The organism is Streptomyces cadmiisoli (assembly GCF_003261055.1).
GTDB lineage: Bacteria > Actinomycetota > Actinomycetes > Streptomycetales > Streptomycetaceae > Streptomyces > Streptomyces cadmiisoli.
The window spans coordinates 6666325-6684375 of record NZ_CP030073.1; the positions used below are offsets into that span (position 1 = coordinate 6666325).

Consider the following 18051-nt stretch of genomic DNA (forward strand, 5'->3'; position numbering starts at 1 on the left):
TGCCGTGCCGGTCAGCCGCCGTCGCCGGCCATGGCCCGGCGCAGGGCCGCGAGGAAGCGGTCCACCGTGGCCCGGTCGCGCACCGCCAGCCGCAGCCACTCCTCGCCCAGACCCGGGAACGTGTCGCCGCGCCGGACCGCGAAGCCGAGGTCCCGCAGCCGCCCGCGCACCGCGGCGGCGTGCGGCAGCCGTACGAGGACGAAGGGCCCCTCGGCGGGCCCCACGACCCGCACCCCCGCGATGTCCGAGAGTCCCGCGACCAGATGGGCCCGGTCGGCGGCGACCCGGTGCGCGGCGTGCGCCGCCTCCGCCAGGGCCCGCGGCCCCACACAGGTCTGCGCGGCGGTCAGCGCGGGTGTGGAGACCGGCCACAGCGGCTGCGCGCGAGCGAGGTCGGCGACGGTCTCCGGGGACGCCAGCAGGTACCCGATCCGCAGTCCGGCCAGTCCCCACGTCTTGGTCAGACTGCGCAGGACCACCAGACCGGGGACGTCCGTCCGGCCGGCCAGCGCCTCGCGCTCGCCCGGCACGGCGTCCATGAAGGCCTCGTCGACCACCAACGTCCGCCCGGGACGGGCCAGTCGGGCGACGGCGCCGGCGGGATGCAGCACGGACGTCGGATTGGTCGGATTGCCGATCACGACCAGGTCGGCGTCCTCGGGCACCGCCGCCGGATCCAGCCGGAAGCCGTCCTGCGCCCGCAGCAGCACCCGGTCGACGCTGTGCCCCGCGTCCCGCAGCGCCGCCTCCGGCTCCGTGAACTGGGGGTGCACGACCACCGGCCGCCGCACCTTCAGGGCCCGCGCGAGCAGGACGAAGGCCTCCGCCGCGCCCGCCGTCAGCAGCACCCGGTTCGGGGTGAGCCCGTGCCGGGCCGCGACGGCGGCCCGCGCCGCCCGCCCGTCCGGGTAGGCCGCCAGCCCGTCGAGCGACCCGGCGACGACCTCCCGCAGCCACCCGGGCGGGGTGCCGGCGCGGACGTTCACCGCCAGGTCGACCAGGGTCCGCCCGTCGTCACGGACCTCGGCGTCGCCGTGGTGGCGCAGATCGTGCGGGTCCCGCTCAGTGGGCATGGGAGTGGGTGTGACCGCCGTGGTGGTGCCCGTGGTGGTGACCGTCGTCGTCGGGGTGGTAATGCGGCTGCTGCGGCAGGCCCACCTTCTCCTCGAAGCCGGGCAGCGCGACGCGGTACACGCACGAGTCGCAGTTCATCCGCAGATCGCCCTTCACCGCCTCCTCGTACCGCTCCATCACCAGGTCGAGCAGCTCCGGCTCCGGCCCGATCACGTCCGCCGACAGCACCTCGACCTCCGGGTGGGCGGCCGACCAGCCCTCCGTCTGGAGCCGCACCCGGTCCGGCAGGACGCCGGTGAACAGGAAGTACGGCAGCACCACGATCCGCCGGGCGCCCAGCCGAACGCACCGGTCCAGTCCGCTCGGCACGTCCGGGGCCGCGAGCGACACGAACGCCGTCTCCACGCCCGCGTAGCCACGGCCCTCCCACAGCAGCCGGGCCGCCTTGTGGACCTCGGCGTTCGCGTCCGGGTCCGTCGAGCCGCGCCCGACCAGCAGCACCGTCACATCGGCGCGGTCGGCGGGTGTGCGGGCCCGCCCGCCGAGCGCCTCGTCCAGCCGGCGCTCCAGCACCGACAGCAGCCCCGGGTGCGGGCCGAGCGGACGCCCGTAGGAGTACGAGAGCCCCGGGTGCCGCTCCTTCTCGCGGGCCAGCGCCGCCGGTATGTCGCCCTTGGCGTGCCCGGCGGACACCAGCATCAGCGGTACGGCGGCGAACCGCCGTACGCCCCGCTCGACCAGCTCCGCCACGGCCTCGCCCAGCGGCGGCGGGGACAGCTCGATGAAGCCGCCCGCGACGGGCAGTTCGGGGTGGCGGCGTCCCAGCTCCCGGACGAAGTCGCGGAACGCCTCGGCCCCGGCGTCGTCCCGGGTGCCGTGTCCGGCGATGAGCAGGGCGGGCGGCGCGGTCGTCACTGTTTCTCCTCGGTGTGCGAAGTGCTGTGGTACAGCAGGGCGTTGAGCGCGGCCGCGGCGACCGCGGAACCGCCCTTCTCGGACACGTTGCTCACGGCGGGCAGTCCGCTGGCCCGCAGGGCCGCCTTGGACTCGGCGGCCCCGACGAAGCCGACCGGCAGTCCGATCACCAGCGCCGGTGCGGCGTCCAGTGTCAGCAGCTCCTCCAGGGCGGTCGGCGCACAGCCGATCACCCAGAGCGCGCCCGGTCCGACCTGTTCGTACGCCAGCCGCACGGCGTGCGCCGAACGCGTCAGCCCCGGGCCCGATCGGGCGTCCGCGAGCCGGCAGACCGTCTCGCGCCGGGTGATGCCCGCGGCCACCATCTCGACGTCCGTCACGACGGGCGCGCCGGAGTGCAGCGCGGTGTGCGCCCGCTCCAGGTCGTGCTCGGCCATGACGAGGTCGGTGGCGTACTCCAGGTCGGCGGCGGAGTGGATGACCCGCTCCACCACCGCCCGGGTCAGCGGCGCGAGGCCCGAGGTGTCGAGGCGGGCGCGCAGCCGCCGGAACGACTCCTGTTCGATCGGGTGGACCACGCGGTTCACCGGGTCTCCTCCTGCCAGCGGTAGCCGCGCGGGGTCACCATGCGCCCCGCGATCTGCCTCGTCGCCGTGTTGCCGACGGTCACGACGGTCATCATGTCGACCGTCGCCGGGTCCAGCGCGGCCAGGGTCGTCAAACGGCTGGACTCGTCCGCCCGGGACGCGTTGCGGACGACGCCGACCGGTGTCCCGGGGGACCGGTGCCCGGCCAGGATCCGCAGCGCCCGCGGCAGTTGCCAGTCACGGCCGCGGCTGCGCGGGTTGTAGAAGGTCACGACGATGTCCGCCTCCGCCGCGGCCCGCACCCGGCGTTCGATGACCTCCCACGGCGTGTGCAGGTCGGACAGGCTGATCGACACATGGTCGTGCCCGAGCGGCGCCCCGAGGACCGCGCCCGCCGCGAGCGCGGCGGTCACCCCGGGCACGCCCACCACGTCGATGTCGTCGCCCGCCTCCGCGAGCGCCGGCGACGCCATCGCGTAGACGCCCGCGTCGCCGCTGCCGATCAGCGCGACCGCGTGCCCCCTGCGGGCCTCGTCGACCGCCGTGCGGGCCCGTTCCTCCTCGGCCCCGAGCCCCGACTCCAGCACCCGGGTGCCCGGTCGCAGCAGATCGCGGATCTGGGCGACGTACTGGTCGAGCCCGACGAGCACGGAGGCACGTCGCAGTTCGGCCGCGGCCCGCGGCGTCAGCAGGTCACGGGCCCCCGGTCCGAGACCGACCACCGCGAGCCGCCCCCGGCCCGGCCGCCGGGCCACGGCGCAGGTGACCATGGCCGACTTCCGCTTGGACACGAGGAGTTCACCGCCGCTCACCAGCGCCGACGCCTCCGCCACGGAGGGGGTCCCGACGGCCGCGAGGGGCGCGTCCGAGGGGTTGGGCACGGCGACCCGGGCCAGTTCCTCCGCCGGGTGGGTCACGAGCGGTACGCCGAGGCGTTCGGCGGCCGCGACGATCCCGGGTTCGTCGGCCTTGGCGTCGACGGTGGCGAGCTCGGCGATGCTGCGCGGGGACAGTCCCGCCTCGCGCAGGGTGCTCTCGACCAGCCCGAGCACCTCGTCGACCGGGGCGTTCCTGGACGCCCCCACACCGACGACGAGGGAGGGCGGCCGCAGCACGACCTCGCGCTCCGAGAGGTCGACGACGCGGTCGGTCAGGCGGATCCTGTACGCGCCCCGCGGCGCCACGGGCAGCGGAGGCAGCGGCCACGGCACCTCGGCGTCGAGAGCGACGGGCTCACCGTCCAGCAGGGCACGGGAGACCGCGGGCACCGCCCCCTCCACCGGAAGCCCGAGCGTGTCCAGCCCCGGCACCCCGGCGGAGTCCGTCGCCGTCGTCACGACCGGCGAGGCGCCCAGCACCTCGCCCACCTCGCGGGCGAGGTCGTTGGCCCCGCCGCCGTGCCCGCCGACCAGCGACACGGCGAACCGCCCGCTCTCGTCGACGCACACCACGCCGGGATCGCTGCCCTTGTCGGTCAGCAGCGGGGCGACGAGCCGCACCACCGCGCCCGTGGCCAGGAAGCACACCAGTTGCCCGCACTCCGCGAAAGCGGCCCGCACGGCGTCCCCGACAGCACCCTCGTACACCCGCGTCCGGTCCGGCCACGCCGCCGCCAGCCGGTCCCGCGCCGCAGCGCCCGCCGCGGTGGCGGAGATGAGGCCGATCACTGAACAACTCCTTCGACAAGGGCCGCGGGCCTGACGCCCCACAGCAGGAAGACGGGGTTGGCCGCCGCGAGCCGGGTCACGTCCCCCGGCAGCGGCGTGAGCCGGGAGGACTGCAACAGCACCCCGTCGCAGTCGAACCCGGCGCCGCGCAGCGCCTCGCGCACCGCCGGCACCCGGTCGAGCGCGGCCAGCGCGACGACCACGGCCCGCCGGGCCCGTCGCGCGCACGCGGTGACGACGGCGGGCAGCTCGCGCCCTCCGCCGCCGACGAACACGGTGTCGGGATCGTCCAGTTCCGACAGTGCGGCCGGCGCCGTGCCGTGCACGACCCGCACATCGACGCCGTGCGTCCGGGCGTTGGCGCGGATCCGCTCGACCCCGTCGGCCGCCTTCTCCACGGCGACGACGGCGGCGCCCAGCCGCGCGCACTCCACGGCCACGGATCCGGAGCCGGACCCGACGTCCCACACCAGGTCGCCGAGCCGGGGTCCGAGCCGGGCCAGCGCCAGCGCCCGCACCTCGAACTTGGTGATCATCGAGTCGCGGTGGGTGAACTCGGACTCGCCCAGCGCCCATCCAGCCGACGCGCCCGCCGGTCCGGCGACCGTCCGCGAACCGCGCGGCACACGCCGCTCGTCCAGGCACAGCACGACGCTCACGGCCGTGCCCCAGTCCCGCGCCGCGGCCTCGGCGGGCGTCACCCGCCGCACGCTCTCGCGGTCCGGGTCGCCCAGCGCCGACGCCACCACCAGGACCCGCTCACTGTCCAGCAGCGCGGCCCCCAGCTCGGCCGGGCCCGCGCCGGGACCGGTCAGGACGGCGACCTTCGGATGCGCCCGGCACACGTTGACGGCCGTGCGCGGGTCACGCCCGTGCGCGCTGACCACCACGGCGTCGTCCCAGGGCAGACCGATCCGCGCGAACGCCGCGGCGACGGACGACACCCCGGGCCGCACCTCGAGCCGTCGCGCCCCGAACCGCTCCACCAGCGCCCGAACGATCCCGAAGAACCCCGGATCGCCCGAGGCCAGCACGACGACCGGCCGGTCCTTCGCGTCGTACTCCCCGATGGTGTCCAGCGCGGGCGCCAGCGGCCCGAGCACGACCCGCTCCGCGCCCTCGGGCAGGCGTACGGCGTCCAGGTGCCGCCGCCCGCCCACGACGAGCTCCGCGCCGGCCGCGACGTCCTCGGACAGCGGCACCCCGGTGCCCGCGCCGACGACGGTGATCATGTGCTCGCCCCCCGCTCGCGCAGCTCCCTGCGGGCCTGCGGGTCGGCCTTGCGGTGACCGTGGAAGTGACCCGGGTGGTACAGGTGCGAGCGGGTGCCGTGCGCGGCCAGCGCGGGGCCGACCAGGAAGAGGGTGTGCTTCCAGAGCCGGTGCTCCTTGACGGTCTCCTCCAGCGTGCCGATCGTGCACTTCACGATCAGTTCCTCGGGCCAGGTCGCCTGGTGGGCGACGACGACCGGAGTGCCGGTCGGGTAGCCGCCCTCCAGCAGCTCCCGGACGAGCTGCCCGCTGCGCGCCGCCGACAGGAAGATCGCCATGGTGGTGCCGTGCCGGGCGAACTCCCGCACCTCCTCGCCCGGCGGCATCGGCGTCTTGCCGCCGCCGAGCCGGGTGAGCACCACGGACTGCGCCACCTCGGGAATGGTCAGCTCCCGCCGCGCGAGCGCCGCGACGGCGGAGAAGGACGACACCCCGGGCACGATCTCGGTCGCGATGCCGATCCCGGCACAGCGGTCGAGCTGCTCCTGCGTGCCGCCCCACAGCGCGGGGTCGCCGGAGTGGACGCGGGCCACCGCCAGGTTCTCGGCGTGCGCCCGCTCGTACACGGCGACGACGTCCTCCAGCGACATCGTCGCCGAGTCGAGGATCTCGGCGTCCTCGCGCGCGTGCTCCAGGACCTCCTCCTGCACCAGGCTCGCCGCCCAGATCACGACATCGGCCTCGGCGATGGCGCGCGCGGCACGGAACGTCAGCAGATCGGCGGCGCCGGGGCCGGCACCGACGAAGGTCACCTTGCCGGCGGGGGCATCGGCCATGGGAATCGGTCCTCTCCTACAAGTCGTGGAAGTACTGCGGGCGGTGACGCCGCGACGGTCCAACCGCGCGGGCGGTACCGCCCGCGCGAGGGAAGTCGAGCGTGGAGGAGTGCGCGGACGCCCGCCGATCGGATACCAAGGTCGGATGGCTGTCCTCGTCGCGCTCGGCGCGTTCCTGATGACGCTGGCCGGCGGCTGGACGGCGCAGCGCGTGACGGACCGGCGCCATCTGGTCCTGGGCCTGGCCGGCGGCCTGATGCTGGGCGTCGTCGGCCTCGACCTGCTGCCGGAGGCGCTGGAGGCGGCGGACGGCGAACTGTTCGGCGTGCCCACGGCGCTGCTGCTGTTCGTGGCCGGTTTCCTGCTGGCCCATCTGGTGGAGCGGCTGCTCGCCGCGCGCCGGGCCGCGCACGGCGCCGACGAGCGTGCGCGCGCCCCCGAGGTGGGACTGACCGCGGCCGCCGCGATGGTCGGCCACAGCGCGATGGACGGCGTGGCGATCGGCGCCGCGTTCCAGGTGGGCGGCGGCATGGGGGCCGCGGTCGCGGTGGCCGTCGTCGCCCACGACTTCGCGGACGGCTTCAACACCTTCACCCTCACCACGCTCTACGGCAACGCCCGGCGCCGCGCCTACGCGATGCTGTTCGCGGACGCCGTCGCCCCGATCGCCGGCGCCGCGTCCACCCTGCTGTTCGCCATCCCGGAACAGGTGCTCGGTGCCTATCTCGGCTTCTTCGGCGGGGCCCTGCTCTACCTCGCCGCGGCCGAGATCCTGCCCGAGGCCCACCACGAGCACCCCGCCGGCCCGACGCTGCTGTGCACGGTCGCCGGAGCGGGCTTCATCTGGCTGGTGGTGGGCATCGCCGAGTGAGCCCGCGCCGGACCCGGTCACAGCTTGCCGCCCCGACCGCCCTCGCGCCGCGCGGGCGCGATCAGCGTGGACAGGTACGGCAGCGCCGCCCCGTCGAGCTCCGCGGCCGGCCGCACGGACTCCTCCGGCAGCCCGAGCGCCGAACCCCACACGGCGCCCTCCAGCCGCCCGCTCTCGCGCAACGCCGCCGCGACCTCGGCCGCCTGCCGCCCGAACTTGTAGGCGACCACGGTGCCGGGCCCGTTCAGCGCGTCCTTGAGCACACCGGTACCGGCGGTGACCGGCACCAGCGTCAGCGGCTCGGTGCCCTCCGTCAGCACCGCACCCGAGCGTGCGGCGAGATCCTGCATCGCGGTGATGCCGGGCACCGTCTCGACGACGCTGCCCGGGACCAGGCCGGCGACGGTCTGCGCGAGGTAGGTGAAGGTGGAGTACACGTTCGGGTCGCCGATGGTCGCGAAGGCGACGGACGCGTGCCGGCGCAGCAGCGCGGCGACGTGCTCACCGGCCGCGTCCCAGGCGGCCTCCCGGCGGGCCCGGTCGGTCCGCTCGTTCAGCGCGAACACGACCCGTACGACCTTGTCCGCCGGCACGTAGTGCAGCACGGTCGCCTCGGCCCGCCCCCGCTCCCCGGTGTCCATGACCGGGACGACGACGACGTCGGCGGCGCGCAGCGCGTTGACGCCCTTGACGGTCACCAGCTCCGGATCGCCGGGGCCCACCCCGACTCCGATCAGCCTGCTGCTCATGACGTCCGGCACCTCTCCACGAACCGACGGGCGGCACCGGGCGCACCGGCCCAGTGCGTGTGCAGGTAACTCGCGTGCACACCGCGCTGTACGAAACCCTCGAAGCGCCGCTCGGGCGCCCGCACCCCCCAGGCCGGCGCGGTCCCGGCGCCCGGCTCCACGGCCGTCCGGTGGAACTCGTGCCCCCGCATCCGCGTCCCGGCCACCGCCAGGGCACTGTCGGTCACGGCCACGGCGTCCCGGTACCCGAGGGTGAGCCGGTCCGACATCCGGGCGGTCGCGTCCAGCACCCCGCACATCGGCCGCCCGTCCAGCTCCCGGCACAGATACAGCAGCCCCGCGCACTCGGCGGCGACGGGCGCGCCCGAGTCGGCGAGGTCGCGGACGGCCTTGCGCAGCGGCTCGTTGGCGGACAGCTCCTCGCCGTACACCTCGGGAAACCCGCCCCCGATCACCACGGCCCGGGTCCCGTCCGGCAGCCACTCGTCCCGCAGGGGGTCGAACGGGACCACCTCGGCCCCGGCCGCGGTGAGGAGTTCGGCGTGCTCGGCGTAGGAGAACGTGAACGCCGCCCCGCCGGCGACCGCGACCACCGGCCCGGACGTCGGGCCGGGACGAGGACGTACGGGGTGCGCCGTGGCCGGGGGAGCGGCGGCACCCGGGTCCGGGACCGCGCGGGGCGGAACGGAGGCGGTGCGTACGGCCTCGGCGGCGTCCCAGGGCGCGCAGGGCAACGCGCCGGCGCCGCGCGCCAGCTCGGCCAGCGCCCGGAGATCGCACCCGGCCTCGACCTGCGCGGCCATCGCCGCCACGGCCTCGACGGCCTGCGACCGCCGTTCGGCGACGGGCACCAGCCCCAGATGCCGGGAGGGCGTGTCGACCTGGGGCACGCGGCGCAGCACGCCCAGCACCGGCACCCCGGCGCTGTCCAGCGCCTCCCGCAGCAGCGCCTCGTGCCGGTCCGAGCCGACCTTGTTCAGGATCACGCCGCCGACCCGCACCTCCGGGTCCCAGGACGCGAAGCCGTGCACCAGCGCCGCCACCGAACGGGACTGCGCGGACGCGTCGACCGCCAGCACGACCGGCGCCCGCAGCAGCTTGGCGACCTGGGCGGTGGACGCCAGCTCGCCCTCGCCCGCGGCCCCGTCGTACAGGCCCATCACGCCCTCGACGACGGCGATGTCGCAGCCGCGGGCCCCGTGCAGGAACAGCGGCCCGACCAGCTCGGGCCCGCACAGGTACGCGTCGAGGTTGCGCCCCGTCCGCCCGGTGGCGAGCGCGTGGTACCCGGGGTCGATGTAGTCGGGACCGACCTTGTGCGGGGACACGGACAGCCCGCGCCGCGCCCAGGCCGCCATCAGCCCCGTCGCCACGGTGGTCTTGCCGCTGCCCGAGGACGGCGCGGCGACGACCAGCCGCGGTACGGACCGGGTCACCACTCGATGCCCCTCTGCCCCTTCTGGCCCGCGTCCATGGGGTGCTTGACCTTGGACATGTCGGTCACGAGGTCGGCGAAGTCCACCAGTGCGGCGGGCGCGTTCCGGCCGGTGACGACGACATGCTGGGTGCCGGGCCGGTCGCGCAGCACGGAGACGACCTCGTCGGTGTCGATCCATCCCCAGTGCATCGGGTAGGCGAACTCGTCGAGCACGTACAGCCGGTACGTCTCGGCGGCCAGGTCCCGCTTGACCTGCTCCCAGCCCTCGCGGGCCTTCTCCTCGTTGCCGGCGTTGTCGCCCAGGAGGCCGCGCTGGACCCACGACCAGCCCTCGCCCATCTTGTGCCAGGCGACACTCCCGCCCTCGCCGGAGTCGCCGAGCACCCGCAGCGCCCGCTCCTCGCCGACCTTCCACTTGGCCGACTTCACGAACTGGAACACCCCGATCGGCCACCCCTGGTTCCAGGCGCGCAGCGCGAGCCCGAAAGCGGCGGTCGACTTGCCCTTGCCCACACCCGTGTGCACGACGACGAGCGGCCGGTTCCGCCGCTGACGGGTCGTCAGTCCGTCGTCCGGTACGGCACTCGGCTGTCCCTGTGGCACTACGCGGCCCTCCTGTTGCCCTGAACATCCCTGACCAGCCCGGCGATCGAGTCCGCCCGCAGCTCGTCCAGCGTCACCGCCGTACCGCCCAGCTCGTCCGCGAGCCGGCCCGCCAGCCCCAGCCGTACCGGACCCGACTCGCAGTCCACGACGACCGACGCCACGCCCCCGGCCGCGAACAGCCCGGCCGCACGCGACGCCGCCACCAGCGGCTCCGGGCCTCCCGTGGCCCGTCCGTCGGTCACCACCACGACCAGCGCCCGCCGCGCCGGATCCCTCAGCCGCTCCACCCGCAGCACCTCGTGCGCCCTGAGCAGCCCCGCCCCGAGCGGGGTGCGCCCGCCCGTCGGCAGCGTCTGCAGCCGAGCCGCCGCCGCGTCCACCGACGAGGTCGGCGGCAGCGCGACCTCGGCCGCCGCACCGCGGAAGGTCACCAGCCCGACCTTGTCGCGCCGCTGGTAGGCGTCGAGGAGCAGCGACAGCACCGCGCCCTTGACCGCGGACATCCGCTGCCGGGCCGCCATCGACCCGGAGGCGTCGACCACGAACAGCACGAGGTTTCCCTCGCGCCCCTCCCGCGCCGCCTGCCGCAGATCGTCCCGGCGCACCACGAGCCCCGGTCCGCTGCGCCCGCGGGCCCGCTGATGCGGGGCCGCCGCCTGGACCGTCGCCGCCAGATGCAGCTTGGTCAGCGTGCCGCGCGGGCGCCGGGCCCCCGTGGTCCGCCCGTGCTCGGTGCGCGCCCGCGACCGCCGCCCGGCGGCGCCCTGACCGATCCCGGGCACGCTCAGCACCTTGGTGCGGAACGGCTCGGCGGCCCGGACCGCGGACTGCTCGCCGCCGCCCGACGGCAGCCCGTCCGCGCCGGACTCGGGCTCGGCGGCGGAGTCACCGCCCTCGGGCCCCTCACCCGGCTCCGGCTGCCCGCCGCCCCCGCCGGGGCCGTCCGGACCGGGATCGGGATCGTCGTCGTCCTCACCGGAGTGCTGCTCCAGCGTCTCGTCCAGCTTGTCCTCGTCCAGGCCCGGCGCGTCGAAGGGGTTGCGGCGCCGCCGGTGCGGCAGCGCCAGCAGCGCGGCCTGCCGCACGTCCTCGGCGAGCACCTCGGTACGTCCGGCCCACGCCGCCAGCGCGGTCGCCGTGCGCGCCATCACGATGTCGGCCCGCATGCCGTCCACCTCGAAGGCGGCACAGGTCGCCGCGATCTGCCGCAGCGCCCCGTCGCCCAGCCGCACCGACGGCAGCAGTTCCCGCGCCGCCACGACCCGGGCCCGCACGGCGGCCTCCTCCGAGGCCCACCGCGCGGCGAACGCGGCCGGGTCGTCGTCGTACGCGAGCCGCCGCCGGACCACCTCCACGCGCTGGTCCGGCTCGCGCGAGGCCGCGACCTCGACGGTCAGCCCGAACCGGTCGAGCAACTGCGGCCGCAACTCGCCCTCTTCGGGGTTCATGGTGCCGACGAGCAGGAACCGGGCGGCGTGCCGCACCGACACGCCCTCGCGTTCCACGTACGAGGCGCCCATCGCGGCCGCGTCCAGCAGCAGGTCGACCAGATGGTCGTGGAGCAGGTTGACCTCGTCGACGTACAGGATCCCGCGGTGCGCGTCGGCGAGCAGTCCGGGCTCGAAGGCCTTCACGCCCTCCGCGAGCGCCCGCTCGATGTCGAGGGCGCCCACCAGCCGGTCCTCGGAGGCGCCGACCGGCAGTTCGACCATGCGCGCCGGGCGACGCCGCGGCGGCCCCGGCTCGTGCGGCCCGTCGGGGCAGCCCGGATCGGGCGCGCCGGGGTCGCAGGAGAAGCGGCAGCCGGGCACCACCGGCACCTCGGGCAGCAGCGCCGACAGCGCGCGTACCGCGGTCGACTTGGCGGTGCCCTTCTCGCCGCGCACCAGCACCCCGCCGACCGCCGGGGACACCGCGTTCAGCAGCAGCGCGAGCCGCAGGTCGTCCTGACCGACGACGGCCGTGAACGGAAACGGGGTGGTCACTTGTCGTCGCCCTCCAGTTCGCCTTCGAGCTCCAGGTAGGTGGCGCGCAGCCGTTCCAGCGTGTCCGCGTCCGGCTCGGCCCACAGCCCGCGCTCGGCGGCCTCCAGCAGCCGCTCGGTGATGCCGCGCAGCGCCCACGGGTTGGACTTCCTCATGAAGTCCCGGTTCTCCGGCGCGAAGACGTACTCGGCGCTGAGCCGTTCGTACATCCAGTCGTCCACGACCCCGGCCGTGGCGTCGTAGCCGAAGAGGTAGTCGACGGTCGCGGCCATCTCGAACGCGCCCTTGTAGCCGTGCCGGCGCATCGCCGCCATCCAGCGCGGGTTGACCACGCGGGCCCGGAAGACGCGGTGGGTCTCCTCGCCCAGCGTGCGGGTCCTCACCTGGTCCGGGGTGGCGGAGTCGCCGACGTACGCCTCCGGGCTGTCGCCCGTCAGATGGCGGACCATGGCCACCATGCCGCCGTGGTACTGGAAGTAGTCGTCGGCGTCGACGAGGTCGTGCTCGCGCGTGTCGATGTTCTTCGCCGCCACCGCGATCCGCCGGAACGCCGTCTCCATGTCGCCGCGCGCCGCACGCCCGTCCAGCCCCCGGCCGTAGGCGTAGCCGCCCCACACCGCGTACACCTCGGCCAGGTCGGCGTCGGAGCGCCAGTTGCGGGCGTCGATCAGCGGCAGCAGGCCGGCGCCGTACGCGCCCGGCTTGGAGCCGAAGATGCGGGCCGTGGCCCGGCGCCGGTCGCCGTGCGCGGCGGTGTCCTCGTCGGCGTGGGCGCGGACGTAGTTCTGCTCGGCGGGCTCGTCCAGCTCCGCCACCGCCCGCACCGCGTCGTCGAGCAACCCGACGACGTGCGGGAAGGCGTCCCGGAAGAAGCCGGAGATGCGCACCGTGACATCGATGCGCGGCCGGCCCAGCTCCGTGAGCGGCACCACGTCGAAGCCGGTCACGCGGCGCGAGGCGTCGTCCCAGACCGGGCGGCAGCCCAGCAGTGCCAGGATCTCGGCGATGTCGTCGCCCTGGGTGCGCATGGCGGAGGTGCCCCACACCGTCAGGCCCACGGACTTCGGGTACGCGCCGGTGTCCTGGACGTAGCGGGCCACGAGGGAGTCCGCCAGCGACTGGCCCACCTCCCAGCTCAGCCGGGACGGGATCGCCTTGGGGTCGACGGAGTAGAAGTTGCGGCCGGTCGGCAGCACGTTCACCAGGCCGCGCGTCGGCGAACCCGACGGCCCGGCCGGGACGTAACCGCCGTCCAGCGCCCGCAGGACGTGCCCGATCTCGTCCGTGGTCCGGGCCAGCCGCGGGACGACCTCGGCGCAGGCGAACTCCAGCACGGCGACCGCGTCGGGGAGTTCGGCGCCCAGCACCTCCCGTACGAGCGCGGCGCTCTCGGAGACCGCCCAGTCGCGCTCCTCCAGGCCCAGCGCGATCCGCCGGCACAACTGCTCCAGCAGATCGATCGCGTCGGCGGCGCTGCGGGCGGGGCCCGCCACCAGATCGGTCAGCTCCACCGGCACCTTGACCGGCGCGCCCGGCTCGGCCAGCAGCTCCTTCTCCACCAGACCGAAGTGCGCGGCCAGCGTCGACCGCAGTCCCGGCAGCGCGTCGGCGCGCCCGCCCCACACCTGGGAGGCGCGCAGCACCGCCAGCACCAGATTGACGCGCGCCTCGCCCACCGGGCCGCCACCGAGGATGTGCAGACCGTCACGGATCTGCACATCCTTGATCTCGCACAGATAGCCGTCGATGTGCATGACGAACTCGTCGAACTCGGTGTCGTCCGGCTGCTCGTCGACGTGCAGGTCGTGGTGGAGCTCCGCCGCCTTGACGAGCGTCCAGATCTGCGCGCGGACCGCGGGCGCCTTGGCCGGGTCCAGGTCGGACACGAGCGCGTACTCGTCGAGCAGCTGCTCCAGCTTGGCCAGGTCGCCGTAGGTGTCGGCGCGGGCCATCGGCGGCACCAGGTGGTCCACGACGGTGGCGTGTCCGCGCCGCTTGGCCTGCGTGCCCTCGCCGGGGTCGTTGACGATGAACGGGTAGACCAGCGGCAGGTCGCCGAGGACCGCGTCGGGCGCGCAGCCCGCGCTCAGCCCGAGTCCCTTGCCCGGCAGCCACTCCATCGTGCCGTGCTTGCCCATGTGCACGATCGCGTCGGCGCCGAAGGAGTTCTCCAGCCAGCGGTAGGCCGCCACGTAGTGGTGGGAGGGCGGCATGTCCGGGTCGTGGTAGATCGCGATCGGGTTCTCGCCGAAGCCGCGCGGCGGCTGGATCATCACGACGACGTTCCCGAACCGCAGCGAGGCGAGCACGATGTCGTCCCCGTCGACGTACAGGGAGCCCGGCGGCTCGCCCCAGGCGGTGAGCATCGCGTCGCGCAGCGCGGGGTCGAGCCGGTCGAACCACGCCCGGTAGTCGGCCAGCGGCACGCGCGCGGGCGCGGCGGCCAGCTGGTCCTCCGTCAGCCACTCGACGTCGTGGCCGCCGGCCTCGATCAGACGGTGGATCAGCTCGTCGCCGTTGTCGGGGTGGTCGGTGAGGGAGTAGCCGGCGTCCCTGAGCGCGTCCAGCACCCGCACCGCGGAGGCGGGTGTGTCGAGGCCGACCGCGTTGCCGACCCGCGAGTGCTTCGTCGGGTACGCGGTGAAGACCAGCGCCAGCCTCTTGTCCGCGTTCGCCTTGTGCTTGAGCGCCGCGTGCCGTACGGCGATACCGGCGACGCGCCCGGCCCGCTCGGGGTCGGCCACGTACACGGGCACGTCGTCCGGGCCCTGCTCCTTGAAGGAGAACGGCACGGTGATCAGACGGCCGTCGAACTCCGGGATGGCGACCTGCATCGCCGCGTCCATGGGGGACAGGGCGGCGTCCGACGCCTCCCACACCGCGCGCGAGGAGGTCAGGCACAGACCCTGCAGCACCGGGACGTCCAGGTCGGCCAGCGCCCCGATGTCCCAGGCCTCCTCGTCGCCGCCCGCCGACGCCTGCGAGGCGTGCGTGCCGCCCGCGGCGAGGACGGTGGCGACCAGGGCGTCGGCCCCGCCGAGGAGCTCGTAGAGCCCGGCGTCCGCGCCGCGCAGCGAACCGCAGTACACCGGGAGGGCGTTGGCGCCGTGGGCCTCGATCGCGTCGCACAGCGTGTCGACGAACGCCGTGTTGCCGCTCAGCTCGTGGGCCCGGTAGAACAGCACGCCGACCGTCGGCCGGCCCTCGGTGCGCGGGCGCTGCCCGCTGACCCCGTACTCCGGCATCCGCTGCGGTTCGACGAAGCCCTCACCCGTGAGCAGCACGGTGTCGGACAGGAACCTCGCCAGCTCGGTCAGGTTGGCCGGACCGCCCTCGACGAGATACCGCAGCGCCTCGGCCACCACACCGGCCGGCACCGACGACTCGGCCATCAGCTCGGCGTCGGGCACCGCCTCGCCGCCCAGCAGCACGGTGGGGATCCCCGACGCCTTCAGGGCGGCCAGGCCGTCCTCCCAGGCGCGCTTGCCGCCGAGCAGCCGTACGACGGCGACGTCCGTGCCGTCGAGGAGGCCCGGCAGCTCCCCGCGGACGTCCACCCGGGTCGGGTTGCCGATCCGGTACGCGGCCTCGGAGGCTCGGGCCGCCAGCAGATCGGTGTCCGCGGTCGACAACAACAACACAGTGCTCATGCGGGCGCTCCCGGTGGGATGAAGGGCAGTCCTTGCGGCGCGCCGGACTCGATGAGCCGCCACAGCGCGTCCGTGTCCGCGTGCTGTTCGATCAGGTCGCCGAGCCGGTCGAGCTGCTCCTCGCGCAGCGCGGCGAAAGACGTGTCCGGCGCCGGTACGAAGCGGCGGCCCGCGGCGGCGGCCACCTCGCGCAGGAAGGCGCGCCGGAAACCGTCCGACTCCAGGGAGCCGTGCCAGTGCGTGCCCCAGGTCCGGCCGACCCGGCAGCCGTCCAGAAAGGCCTCGCCGCCGAGGATCTCGGCGACGCCGTGATGGATCTCGTAGCCCTCGACCGGTTCGCCGAGTGCCTCGCCGACGGGACGGGCGAGGGTCTTCTCGCGGGCGAACCGCACCCGCACGGGCAGCAGTCCGAGGCCGTCGACGTGCCCGCGGCGGCTCTCCACGTCGTCCTCGATGTGCTCGCCGAGCAGTTGGAAACCGCCGCAGATGCCGAGCACGGGCCGGTCCTCGGCGGCCCTGCGCGCGATCGCCTCGGCCAGTCCCCGCTCCCGCAGCCACTCCAGCGCCCTTACCGTGCCCCGCGTGCCGGGCACGATCACCAGGTCGGCGTCGGCCAGTTCCTCGGGGCGGTCCACGAACCGGACCACCACGCCGGGCTCGGCGGCCAGCGCGTCGACGTCGGTGAAGTTGGACATCAGCGGTACGGCGCACACGGCGACCCGCAGCACGTCCTCACCGGCGGGCGGCGCCACGGCGGACTCCCGCACGGTCCCGCGCAGCGAGACCCGCAGCCCGTCCTCCTCGTCGATGCCGAGGCCGTGCCGGAACGGCAGGACACCGTAGGTCCGCCGCCCGGTCAGGCCGTGCAGCATGTCGAGGCCCGGCTCCAGCAGGGACACGTCGCCGCGGAACTTGTTGACGAGGAACCCGGCGACGAGCGCCTGGTCCTCGGGCCCGAGCAGCGCCACCGTCCCGAAGAACGAGGCGAAGACACCGCCCCGGTCGATGTCCCCCACGACGAGGACGGGCAGCCCGGCGTTGCGGGCGATGCCCATGTTCACGATGTCGGTCCGCCGCAGATTGATCTCGGCCGGACTGCCGGCCCCCTCGCAGATCACCGCGTCGTACGTGTCCCGCAACTCGGACAGGCAGTCCAGCACCGTTCCCAGCAGCTGCTGCTGCCGGCCCCCGTGGTACCCGCGCGCGCTCATCTCACCGACCGGCCTGCCCATCAGCACGACCTGACTGCTCCGCTCGCCGCCCGGCTTGAGCAGTACGGGATTCATCAGCGCCGACGGCTCGACGCGCGCGGCCTGCGCCTGCATGGCCTGCGCCCGCCCGATCTCGGCGCCCTCACGGGTGACGAACGAGTTCAGCGACATGTTCTGCGCCTTGAACGGCGCCACCTTCACGCCGCGGCGCACCAGCCAGCGGCAGATCCCGGCGGTGACGACGCTCTTGCCGGCGTCGGAGGTGGTGCCGGCGACCAGCAGACCCCCACCACTCATGACGTACGCCCCTTTGTCAGCAGTCGCCCGGCGGCACAGGCGCCGAGCGCGAGCAGTGCGACGCGCCGGGACAGCCGTACCGCCCGCTCGACGTCGGTGACCCGGACGGCGCGCCCCGTCCCGTTGAGCACCGGCCGGTGTTCGACCCGGCCCGCGTAGGACAGCGTTCCGCCGAGCCGGACGCCGAGCGCACCCGCGAACGAGGCCTCCACCGGCCCGGCGTTCGGGCTGGGATGCCGGCCGGCGTCCGCGCGCCAGGCCCGTACGGCGCCCCGCGGATCGGGACCGGCCACCGTGGCGAGCCCGGCCGTCAGCCGGGCGCCGGGCCAGCCGGCCAGGTCGTCGAGGCGGGCCGAAGCCCACCCGTACCGCAGGTGCCGTGGCGACCTGTGCCCGACCATGGCGTCGAGGGTGTTCACCGCGCGGAAGCCGAGCAGCCCGGGCACTCCCGCCACCGCACCCCACACCAGCGCCCCGACGACGGCGTCGGAGGTGTTCTCGGCGACGGACTCCACGACCGCGCGGGCGATCCCGTCGGCGTCCAGCGCCTGCGGATCGCGCCCGCACAGATGCGGCAGCCGGCGCCGCGCGCCTTCGACGTCCCCCGCTTCCAGGGCACGCCCGACGGCGCGCGCCTCACGGGCGAGCGAGGTGCCCCCGACGACGGCCCAGGTGGCGACGCCGGTCAGCGCGACGGAAGCGACGGCGGAGGGACGCGCGGCCCGCCGGGCGAGGGCTCCGAGCGCCACGGCACCGCCGACGCACACGGCGGTGTGCACCGCCCCCCGTCCGCGGTGGTCCCGCCACAGCCGCCGTTCCACGGCGGCGGCGGCGCGCCCGAACAGGGCGACGGGATGGCCGCGGCGTGGATCGCCGAGAAGCAGATCCCCCAGAAGACCGGCGGTGGCGCCGTACGCGAAGACGCGATCGGCACGCACGCGGCTCAGCCGACCG

The 18051-nt window shown here is 75.2% G+C and carries 14 protein-coding genes; 1 reads left to right on the forward strand and 13 read right to left on the reverse strand.

The window, feature by feature from the left end; translation table 11 throughout:
- Positions 1 to 11 precede the first annotated feature (11 nt).
- Genes cobC through cobM form a run of 6 tightly spaced genes read right to left on the reverse strand, consistent with a single transcriptional unit; the run spans position 12 to position 6290 of the window.
- Positions 12 to 1073, reverse strand: coding sequence for an Rv2231c family histidinol phosphate aminotransferase CobC (gene cobC / locus DN051_RS29235; protein WP_112439819.1), 1062 nt, complete (start codon positions 1071 to 1073; stop codon positions 12 to 14).
- Positions 1063 to 1989: a sirohydrochlorin chelatase gene (locus DN051_RS29240; RefSeq protein ID WP_053759571.1), complete on the reverse strand. Its 927-nt coding sequence runs from the start codon at positions 1987 to 1989 to the stop codon at positions 1063 to 1065. Before DN051_RS29240 ends, cobC begins: the two co-directional genes overlap by 11 nt.
- Positions 1986 to 2576, reverse strand: coding sequence for a precorrin-8X methylmutase (locus tag DN051_RS29245; protein ID WP_053759572.1), 591 nt, complete (start codon positions 2574 to 2576; stop codon positions 1986 to 1988). The genes DN051_RS29240 and DN051_RS29245 overlap by 4 nt, the downstream gene beginning before the upstream one ends.
- On the reverse strand, positions 2573 to 4243 hold the full coding sequence (gene cobJ, locus DN051_RS29250) for a precorrin-3B C(17)-methyltransferase (RefSeq protein WP_112439820.1): 1671 nt from the start codon (positions 4241 to 4243) through the stop codon (positions 2573 to 2575). Before cobJ ends, DN051_RS29245 begins: the two co-directional genes overlap by 4 nt.
- Positions 4240 to 5475: a precorrin-6y C5,15-methyltransferase (decarboxylating) subunit CbiE gene (gene cbiE, locus DN051_RS29255; RefSeq protein WP_112439821.1), complete on the reverse strand. Its 1236-nt coding sequence runs from the start codon at positions 5473 to 5475 to the stop codon at positions 4240 to 4242. The genes cobJ and cbiE overlap by 4 nt, the downstream gene beginning before the upstream one ends.
- Positions 5472 to 6290: a precorrin-4 C(11)-methyltransferase gene (cobM, locus tag DN051_RS29260; RefSeq protein WP_053759575.1), complete on the reverse strand. Its 819-nt coding sequence runs from the start codon at positions 6288 to 6290 to the stop codon at positions 5472 to 5474. The genes cbiE and cobM overlap by 4 nt, the downstream gene beginning before the upstream one ends.
- A 145-nt stretch (positions 6291 to 6435) precedes the next feature.
- Between cobM and DN051_RS29265 the strand changes: the two genes are divergently transcribed.
- The gene (locus DN051_RS29265) at positions 6436 to 7161 is read left to right on the forward strand and encodes a ZIP family metal transporter (RefSeq protein ID WP_112439822.1); all 726 of its coding nucleotides are present in this window, start codon (positions 6436 to 6438) and stop codon (positions 7159 to 7161) included.
- A 17-nt stretch (positions 7162 to 7178) separates the two neighbouring features.
- Here DN051_RS29265 and cobI read toward each other — a convergent pair whose 3' ends face one another.
- Genes cobI through DN051_RS29300 form a run of 7 tightly spaced genes read right to left on the reverse strand, consistent with a single transcriptional unit; the run spans position 7179 to position 18035 of the window.
- Positions 7179 to 7910 (reverse strand): precorrin-2 C(20)-methyltransferase, encoded by a 732-nt coding sequence (gene cobI / locus DN051_RS29270; protein ID WP_107093950.1) that lies wholly within the window; start codon positions 7908 to 7910, stop codon positions 7179 to 7181.
- The gene (locus DN051_RS29275; protein WP_425471680.1) at positions 7907 to 9346 is read right to left on the reverse strand and encodes a cobyrinic acid a,c-diamide synthase CobB; all 1440 of its coding nucleotides are present in this window, start codon (positions 9344 to 9346) and stop codon (positions 7907 to 7909) included. Before DN051_RS29275 ends, cobI begins: the two co-directional genes overlap by 4 nt.
- Entirely contained in the window at positions 9343 to 9951 is a 609-nt protein-coding gene (gene cobO / locus DN051_RS29280; RefSeq protein ID WP_053759579.1) for a cob(I)yrinic acid a,c-diamide adenosyltransferase, read from the reverse strand. Before cobO ends, DN051_RS29275 begins: the two co-directional genes overlap by 4 nt.
- The gene (locus DN051_RS29285; RefSeq protein ID WP_112439824.1) at positions 9951 to 11939 is read right to left on the reverse strand and encodes a putative cobaltochelatase; all 1989 of its coding nucleotides are present in this window, start codon (positions 11937 to 11939) and stop codon (positions 9951 to 9953) included. The genes cobO and DN051_RS29285 overlap by 1 nt, the downstream gene beginning before the upstream one ends.
- Positions 11936 to 15589, reverse strand: coding sequence for a cobaltochelatase subunit CobN (cobN, locus tag DN051_RS29290; RefSeq protein WP_112439825.1), 3654 nt, complete (start codon positions 15587 to 15589; stop codon positions 11936 to 11938). Before cobN ends, DN051_RS29285 begins: the two co-directional genes overlap by 4 nt.
- Positions 15586 to 17097 (reverse strand): cobyric acid synthase, encoded by a 1512-nt coding sequence (locus tag DN051_RS29295; protein ID WP_112439826.1) that lies wholly within the window; start codon positions 17095 to 17097, stop codon positions 15586 to 15588. The genes cobN and DN051_RS29295 overlap by 4 nt, the downstream gene beginning before the upstream one ends.
- Positions 17094 to 18035 carry a cobalamin biosynthesis protein gene (locus tag DN051_RS29300; protein ID WP_112439828.1) on the reverse strand — a complete coding sequence of 314 codons (942 nt, stop codon included), beginning with the start codon at positions 18033 to 18035 and terminating at the stop codon, positions 17094 to 17096. Before DN051_RS29300 ends, DN051_RS29295 begins: the two co-directional genes overlap by 4 nt.
- Positions 18036 to 18051 lie beyond the last annotated feature (16 nt).

What these genes read in the sequence shown, in the direction of transcription:
- cobC (WP_112439819.1), bottom strand. Translation starts at nt 1,073, where the DNA reads ATGCCCACTGAGCGGGACCCGCACGATCTGCGCCACCACGGCGACGCC.
- cbiE (WP_112439821.1), bottom strand. Translation starts at nt 5,475, where the DNA reads ATGATCACCGTCGTCGGCGCGGGCACCGGGGTGCCGCTGTCCGAGGAC.
- cobM (WP_053759575.1), bottom strand. Translation starts at nt 6,290, where the DNA reads ATGGCCGATGCCCCCGCCGGCAAGGTGACCTTCGTCGGTGCCGGCCCC.
- DN051_RS29265 (WP_112439822.1), top strand. Translation starts at nt 6,436, where the DNA reads ATGGCTGTCCTCGTCGCGCTCGGCGCGTTCCTGATGACGCTGGCCGGC.
- cobI (WP_107093950.1), bottom strand. Translation starts at nt 7,910, where the DNA reads ATGAGCAGCAGGCTGATCGGAGTCGGGGTGGGCCCCGGCGATCCGGAG.
- cobN (WP_112439825.1), bottom strand. Translation starts at nt 15,589, where the DNA reads ATGAGCACTGTGTTGTTGTTGTCGACCGCGGACACCGATCTGCTGGCG.
- DN051_RS29295 (WP_112439826.1), bottom strand. Translation starts at nt 17,097, where the DNA reads ATGAGTGGTGGGGGTCTGCTGGTCGCCGGCACCACCTCCGACGCCGGC.